The sequence below is a fragment of the Acidisoma sp. L85 genome (assembly GCF_009765865.1).
Taxonomy (GTDB): domain Bacteria; phylum Pseudomonadota; class Alphaproteobacteria; order Acetobacterales; family Acetobacteraceae; genus Acidisoma.
Genome location: NZ_LMUQ01000046.1, coordinates 1 through 5985, shown reverse-complemented (window position 1 = coordinate 5985; position 5985 = coordinate 1). Strand labels below are relative to the sequence as shown.

Genomic DNA, 5985 nt, shown 5'->3' with positions numbered 1-5985 from the left:
AGGCCTTGCCACCCTGGTAGAATGCGATGTGCCGAAGGCTCGGTGATGCTGGCTCTATGACGTCAAGCAAGTTTTCTAGCAGCGCGACATTAACCGAGCTTCGCTGCGCAGCCGTCGGTTTCTCTATGTACGGGGCAAAAACGACGTGAGTGATGTCCGTCAGGTTCGCGAGCTTTGATCGCACGTCAGTCGGGGAGAGCAGATCGACCGAAATGTGCTCAACGTCGACCAAGTCCCCTGGCCGGCGCGACAGCCCAAGAACTTTGGTTTGCTGCAGATGGGCAAAGCGCTCGGCCGCCGCCCGGCCGATGACACCTTGCACACCAGCGACGAGAACACGTTTGGTTTCCATGGACATCAGGGGCCTCGATCGGTGCTATTGTTATAGAAGTTGAAACTTGTGGCATATGGCTCTTGTGCCGTCGACATTAGCCGCAAGTAATTTGGTAGCTTTCGAGCATCCCCGCGGCATCAATCATCCGATAAGTCTTCTCAGGCGGCGGGATACCATTGCCTTGTAACGCGCCTGTGGCAACGATCACCAGCCGCACTAACGCGGTAGGACCGGCTATCGTCGCAAAGCACATGCTACCACGGCTGACTCTCTCGGGCCGAAACGTTTTCGCCGTGTTATCTGCCCGCGTAGGCAGCATCGGCGACAACCGAAGTGGCGGCTGGCACAGCTATCGTGCCTCCAAGGCAGCGCTTAACATGTTCGTCCGTAACCTTGCGATCGAAACCGCGCACCGTAGTCCTCAGACGATTTGCGTCGGGTTGCACCCCGGGACAGTTGACACGGAACTTAGCCGACCCTTCCAGCGGAGCGTACCAGAGAACCGGCTGTTCACACCGATGGCGGCCGCGTCGCGATTGCTGATGGTGATCGATGGTCTAACTCCATCCGATACGGGCAATGTCGTTGCTTGGGATGGTAATACCGTCGTGCCCTAAGACCGGTCACTTAGATAGACGTGCAAGCGGAGCTACAATCGCATGCGGAGCGCCGCTCCGATTGAGACCTTAAGAGGTCTGTCACTATGGCACCCCGAGACGGAAAAAGCTCAGTAAAATCATTGCGCCAATTGATTCGCTGCAACGCCTACGATCTTCCTGAAGGTCAGTCGTTCGTTCGCCGTGAGCCAATGAGCCGCAAGCCGTGTGAATCATGGTGCTACTCGACGCTGATGTGGCCGAGGGTCGCGGCCATCTTCGCGTCGGGTATCATGCAGCCCGAATTAATCGTAACAAAGCGGGTGACCTGGATGCGATCGTTCACGATGGCTTCGAAGCCTTGCTGGATCCGGCGGATGACCAGTTGAAAATCCTCGTCGAAGCTGAGGTCTGACGCAGCCTTGCCGGCAACCCGAGGCCATATCGCATGGATGTCGTCGTCGGCGATGTCGGGGTGCTTACCGATGCCAGCGACGTCGACCTTTGTTGCAGGGGTTGTCGGCGGCTCTACCATGGCCGGACCGGGACTGTGCCGCGCTCCGCGAACTGCTAATGCTCTCGATTGGCTCGGAAGAGACGGTCCAGATCGGCGCGTGCACAGTGCGTCGGTCTGGCGACAGCATACTTGCAGTCTTATAAAGACAGGTTAGAATGTCTAGAAACTATCCCACTTTCCGACGGACTGTATTCTGTTTTTACCGTGCCTATGGGCGAGGGGAGGGGGAGTTGCCTCAATCGAGGCGGCCAGCCAAAGTGGGTCCTGCTGGGGCGAGTGATGTCCGTAGTTGAGGTTACTGTGGGCCTGACCTATGAGGCGGCGACCGACCGCTCATCCTGTGCCGAAGGCGTATGGGGCTCGGCATTCTGTCCCCGGACGCCGAAACCTGCGCCTCATTTAGCAGCAGGAGGGTTCTCTAGAGCCGCGCAGCCATCCCGGGGCAGTGCCAATGGTTGGTGGCGCTGGCGGCATATTGAGTGTCTGCATCCGGACGAGGACGCCGGGAGTGCTGCGCGACGTGAGGGGGTTGTGCGACGTCAGATAAATCCAGCGCATCGTCGCGGGTCGCGAAGTCGATATGGCGGACCTTGTCGAAGTTGACCGCGTAGGCCAAGCGGCACTGGGCACCCAGTATCGGCGGGGCCTCCAGGTCCAATGGAGTTGAGTTGTTCGAATGCCGGAACAGCGAAGCCATGACCACTTTCGACCACTGCGGGGCGCCAGCCGCATCAGCTGGGAGATCCAGATGCCGCCTGGCGAGACCACCGTTCTACCGAATACCCGGCTCTATGGCTTGCGATGTCGATCACATCGACGGCCGTTGCGACACGAAAAAATTCGCTTACCGTGCCTCTCTTGATGATTCCCGGGCGGAATGCCGCAATCGAGGCATGTCCCTGAGCTCTGCGCCCTCTGAAACCCAGAAGCCGATACACAGATATTTTTGGACGCTTCTATATCGGGGGTGCTCTCGGCTTCCGTCGACCTTACGTCAACGGTTGGCTTAGGTTGGTAGACGCTCCAGCTCCGTGGGATTGATCCGATACATCCCACCATCGTTTTTTTACAGCCGAAAGCCGACCGCTTTTGATGACCTTGTGCATCGTCGCCTGAGAGGTGCGATCAGAACATTGCCAACGGGTTCACCGCCGAGCCGGTGGCCCCCTTCATGCGCCACGGCGCTACGGTCACAAAGAAGTCCCACCGTCGCTCGTCGGCGCAAGCGGCCGCGATGCCGTCCAGCTCGGTCTGGTCGAGCAGCGTGAGGCCCATGTAGGCGATCCCCACCATGTGCATGGGCTCGCTCCAGCGCTCGAAGCCGGGCTGCGCGGGATGGATGTCGTTGTCGGAATCGCTGCTCAGCACCGCCACGCGCCGGTCGCGCAGCCACGGCAGGCACGAGGCATGGAGGCCGGTCCCGTGCTTGTAGGTGTTGCCCGGTCCGCCACCGTTGCGCACGAACAGGATGTCGCCCTCGCCGACCCACACGCCGTGCAGACGCTCGGCCGCCTCAAGGTCTTCCAGCATGATCGCCGAGCCCGGCGCTAGCGGGGCGCCTCGCACCTCGGCCACGTCGAGCAGGACTCCGCGCCCGACGATGCCGGCCTCGGCGACGTGTTCGATCCCCAATCGCACCGCCCCGGCTGGCGTCACGTCCGCGACCGAGAAGCCGTTATACATCCCCTGCGCGCCGGCCGGCGTGAAGACGTGGCACAACGCGTCGAGATGGGTGATAGCGAAGCCGTGGCAAGTCATCCCGACCACGTCGTAACAGCCAGCTTCCTCGGGGAGTGGGTCCTCGTAGCGCTTCATCGCGTAGCTGAAGTTTCGCAACTCGGGCGTGCTAGGCGAGAACTCTCTGGCGAGCGAAACGACACGCCCCGAACGAATCAGCGCCGCCGCCGCGAGTTTCGTCGCTGCGGACGTGAAGTTCAGCGTGCCGAGCTGGTCCGCCGCGCCCCATCGCCCCCAATTGGACAATGCCGGCAATGCCCGCTCCAGGTCGGCGTCGTTCGCGATGGACGGCAGTGCAGAGGTTTCGCCGGCGGCCAGCGCCGCCGGGTTCGCCAGTAGTGCCGCGCCAGCGATGGCGGCGGCACCCCCCAGGACGTCACGCCGGAGCATGCCGGGCGTATTTCGAGCTTCCGAAGGAGGGCTCATGGTTGACCTCGCATTTTACTGTTGCCGATAAGCTGACGCCGCCGGCGCTCGAATGCGTCCGAGAACGCCCGGCGCGCCCTTCTCCTCTCCACCATCACCACCTCCAAGCCATTCAGCCTATCAGAGATGCTCGACCATTCGGCGGGAAGCCCAGAGCGTCCCTGCGCGGGTTCCCGCAAGATAGGAACGCCTGACGACGGACGGGTTTCGCCGCCATCCGATCGATATCTTTTGCTTTGGCTACTGCGCAGGGAGGAGGGGAAGGTCGCTTTGTGATTGGGGAGCGCCGGACCGTCAACAGACTGGTTCGCTGCTCAATTTCAGCACGGCGCCTACCATCCATCCGCGCGTCATTCGACGGTCCTGCGGCTTCCCAAACCTGTGGCCCCACAATGCCTATCCTGCCATCCGTGTCTGATTTTAAGTGATCGCCAGTGATCGCGTCGCCGATGATTGCCGTTCTCATTGGGGATCACTCCCGATCTCTTACGATCACTCAGTCTCAATTCTAATCAGGTTAGCGCGTCAGCGCGAGGTGGGTCGCCAGTTCGGTTGGGACCACCTCCGTTACCCGATAGCCAAGGCCTGGCAGGTCGACACCTGCGAACAGGGATTCGCCACGACCCAGAACGACGGGCGACAGCGCCAGGTGCAACTCGTCGATCGCTCCTGCGAGCAGGTACTGACGGACCGTCGAAACTCCGCCGCCGATCTTCACGTCCAGGTCGCCCGCGGCGGCCTTGGCCTGGGAGAGCGCCGCCTCGATCCCGTCGGTGACGAAATGGAAGGTCGTCCCGCCCTCCATCACGATTGGCCGCCGGGCGTGGTGCGTGAGGATGAAGGTCGGCGCGTGATACGGGGGATTGTCGCCCCACCAGCCCTTCCAGTCGGGCCCGCCCCAGTCGTCGCCGGCCGGCCCGAACATATTACGGCCGAGGATGAAGGCGCCGAAACCTTCCATCGCGGCGCGGGCGAAGCGATCGTCAGCACCTTCGGTCCCTCCCTCTTTCCCGACCATCGATCGAAAAGTCCGGGTCGGGAAGAACCAACTCATCAACTCCTGGCCCCGTTTGCCGAGCGGAGACTCCAGGCTCTGGTCCGGGCCGGCCCCGAAGCCGTCGATGGACACTCCCAAGCCCGCTACGCGCACCTTGGCCATGGGAACCTCCATCTGATTGTGAACTGCAACCAGTTGAGTCTTGCGCGGTCTGAGGTTGTTCGAAAAGGCGGGAGTCTGGTCTAGAACGCGCTGCATCGGCCCTCGCAGTCTCAAATCAGCTTGATCGAATACGAAGCCCACTGCGGACCGCGGGCAATCGGTAACCAATCGGTTCCCAATCCGTCCCACATCCGTATCCGGGACCCCACTCACCGTCGTGTTCATGTTTTGTTCTTATCCAGGGAGGGCGATCTATGAACGACCAGGCGACGCTCATCTCCTCGGACCTCCATGCTGTCGACGAGGCGGAACTTACCCGGGTCGTTCAGACGAGGGTAGAAAGCGTCGGCCGGCGGTCGGTGCACCCGGCCGACAGGGTCGCAGCGGCCCATCTACCCGCGGACGTCGTGCGCGTCATCCAGGGGGGTGTACTGCCCGCGGTTGATGAGACATCTGTGGGCAGCCTACGCGGCGATTGCGACGGCTGAAAGCTGCTGCTGCCTGACTTGAGCGGGAGTTTGGTAATTGAGCCTCTGGATGAGCCAGGTGGTGTTGTAGATGTGGCGGAAGGCGAGCAGCGCGAGCCGGAGTTCTTCGACGGTGGCGAAGGTCCGGATCCAGAGCAGATTTTCCTTGAGCGTTCGGATGAAGCGTTCTGCGCAGCCATTTCCCTCCGGCGCACGGATGAAAGCTGGCGAGCTCTGAATGCCCAGGAAGCCCATCTCGGTCTGGAAGGTGTCGGACATGTATTGCGAGCCATGATCGTGACGAACGGCCAGGCCGCGGGCGACATCCTTGCCGATGGCGCCGAAGTGCCGTCGTACGCCCTGGCGCAGCGGTTCGAGGGCTTCAAAACGGGTCCCACGTCGAGCGGCATGAACGCCGACGCACTCGGCGTTGTGGTGATCGACTGCAATGAAGACCGCCACCTGGCCTTCCGCCGTCCAGGTCGTGGTCATGTCGGTGCCCCACACATGTCGATCGCATCGGGAATGATGGTGCCGTCATGGTTGCGCGGTCCGTGCGGCTGCCGCGGCCAAAGCGTTGCCCGATGCGACACAGGTCGCCGACCGCTGGCACCTGATGGAAAATGCGAGCCGTGCCTTTCTCGACGCGGTCTGCAAGTCGATGCGTCAGATCCGCTCTGTCGTTGGCGCGGCCACGATCAACCCCAAGCTGCTCACCGCTGCCGAACGGATTCAATACGAAGGTTATC

7 protein-coding genes and 2 pseudogenes are annotated in these 5985 nt (G+C 61.7%); 3 read left to right on the top strand and 6 right to left on the bottom strand.

Going from position 1 to position 5985, the window contains the following annotated elements:
* A partial coding sequence (locus tag GSQ83_RS13170) for an NAD-dependent epimerase/dehydratase family protein (RefSeq protein WP_216850135.1) occupies positions 1 to 358 on the bottom strand: 358 nt, incomplete at its 3' end.
* Positions 359 to 528: 170 nt separating this feature from the next.
* On the opposite strand from GSQ83_RS13170, the gene GSQ83_RS13165 reads away from it, so the two are divergent.
* Positions 529 to 951 (top strand): SDR family NAD(P)-dependent oxidoreductase, encoded by a 423-nt coding sequence (locus GSQ83_RS13165; protein WP_256367229.1) that lies wholly within the window; start codon positions 529 to 531, stop codon positions 949 to 951.
* Positions 952 to 1171: 220 nt separating this feature from the next.
* Here the strand turns inward: GSQ83_RS13165 and GSQ83_RS13160 are convergent, their stop codons facing one another.
* The 4 genes from GSQ83_RS13160 to GSQ83_RS13145 all read right to left on the bottom strand — a co-directional run bounded on the left by GSQ83_RS13160 (position 1172) and on the right by GSQ83_RS13145 (position 4769).
* Positions 1172 to 1465: a hypothetical protein gene (locus GSQ83_RS13160; RefSeq protein ID WP_158803348.1), complete on the bottom strand. Its 294-nt coding sequence runs from the start codon at positions 1463 to 1465 to the stop codon at positions 1172 to 1174.
* 400 nt (positions 1466 to 1865) lie between these two features.
* Entirely contained in the window at positions 1866 to 2144 is a 279-nt protein-coding gene (locus GSQ83_RS13155; RefSeq protein WP_158803347.1) for a hypothetical protein, read from the bottom strand.
* 428 nt (positions 2145 to 2572) lie between these two features.
* A complete protein-coding gene (locus tag GSQ83_RS13150; protein WP_158803346.1) occupies positions 2573 to 3610 on the bottom strand; it encodes a cyclase family protein in 1038 nt (345 codons plus the stop codon).
* A gap of 517 nt (positions 3611 to 4127) precedes the next feature.
* Complete coding sequence (locus GSQ83_RS13145; protein ID WP_158803345.1) at positions 4128 to 4769, bottom strand: dihydrofolate reductase family protein; 642 nt, start codon at positions 4767 to 4769, stop codon at positions 4128 to 4130.
* A 254-nt stretch (positions 4770 to 5023) separates the two neighbouring features.
* Here GSQ83_RS13145 and GSQ83_RS13140 point away from each other — a divergent pair, with 254 nt between their 5' ends.
* Positions 5024 to 5257 carry a hypothetical protein gene (locus tag GSQ83_RS13140; RefSeq protein ID WP_158803344.1) on the top strand — a complete coding sequence of 78 codons (234 nt, stop codon included), beginning with the start codon at positions 5024 to 5026 and terminating at the stop codon, positions 5255 to 5257.
* Here GSQ83_RS13140 and GSQ83_RS13135 read toward each other — a convergent pair.
* Positions 5234 to 5796 (bottom strand): annotated as a pseudogene (locus GSQ83_RS13135) (transposase); the annotation flags it as partial. The gene GSQ83_RS13140 and the pseudogene GSQ83_RS13135 sit on opposite strands and share 24 nt — an antisense overlap.
* 2 nt (positions 5797 to 5798) lie before the next feature.
* Here GSQ83_RS13135 and GSQ83_RS13130 point away from each other — a divergent pair.
* A pseudogene (locus GSQ83_RS13130) lies at positions 5799 to 5985 on the top strand (ISL3 family transposase); the annotation flags it as partial.

Excerpts from the sequence above, each read along its gene's own strand:
- GSQ83_RS13150 (WP_158803346.1), bottom strand. The coding sequence starts at position 3,610 with ATGAGCCCTCCTTCGGAAGCTCGAAATACGCCCGGCATGCTCCGGCGT.
- GSQ83_RS13145 (WP_158803345.1), bottom strand. The coding sequence starts at position 4,769 with ATGGCCAAGGTGCGCGTAGCGGGCTTGGGAGTGTCCATCGACGGCTTC.
- GSQ83_RS13155 (WP_158803347.1), bottom strand. The coding sequence starts at position 2,144 with ATGGCTTCGCTGTTCCGGCATTCGAACAACTCAACTCCATTGGACCTG.
- GSQ83_RS13160 (WP_158803348.1), bottom strand. The coding sequence starts at position 1,465 with ATGGTAGAGCCGCCGACAACCCCTGCAACAAAGGTCGACGTCGCTGGC.
- GSQ83_RS13140 (WP_158803344.1), top strand. The coding sequence starts at position 5,024 with ATGAACGACCAGGCGACGCTCATCTCCTCGGACCTCCATGCTGTCGAC.